The 213-nt window shown below is 61.0% G+C and carries 1 protein-coding gene; it reads left to right on the top strand.

Annotation, left to right across the window (positions count from 1 at the left end):
• Positions 1-16: 16 nt before the first annotated feature.
• Positions 17-213, top strand: a 197-nt coding sequence (locus DH10_RS38395) for an SDR family NAD(P)-dependent oxidoreductase (protein ID WP_425515399.1), incomplete at its 3' end; no start/stop codon positions are given.

Genomic DNA, 213 nt, shown 5'->3' with positions numbered 1-213 from the left:
CCCCGACATTCCAGCCGTGATCATTGACGATGTGGTCCGACAGGCCGGCCGGCTCGATATCCTCGTCAACAACGCCGGGCGCATGGTTGAAGCGAAGGTAGATGAGACGGGACTGGATGAGTGGCGACGCACAATGGCGCTCAACCTTGATGCTCCTTTCCTGCTGATCCACCGCGCCATGCCTCATCTTCGCAGAAGCCGCGGCGCCATCGT

The organism is Mesorhizobium silamurunense (genome assembly GCF_014843825.1).
GTDB lineage: Bacteria > Pseudomonadota > Alphaproteobacteria > Rhizobiales > Rhizobiaceae > Mesorhizobium > Mesorhizobium silamurunense.
Note: the sequence above shows the minus strand (reverse complement) of the source record. Positions and strands in the feature narration are given on the sequence as shown.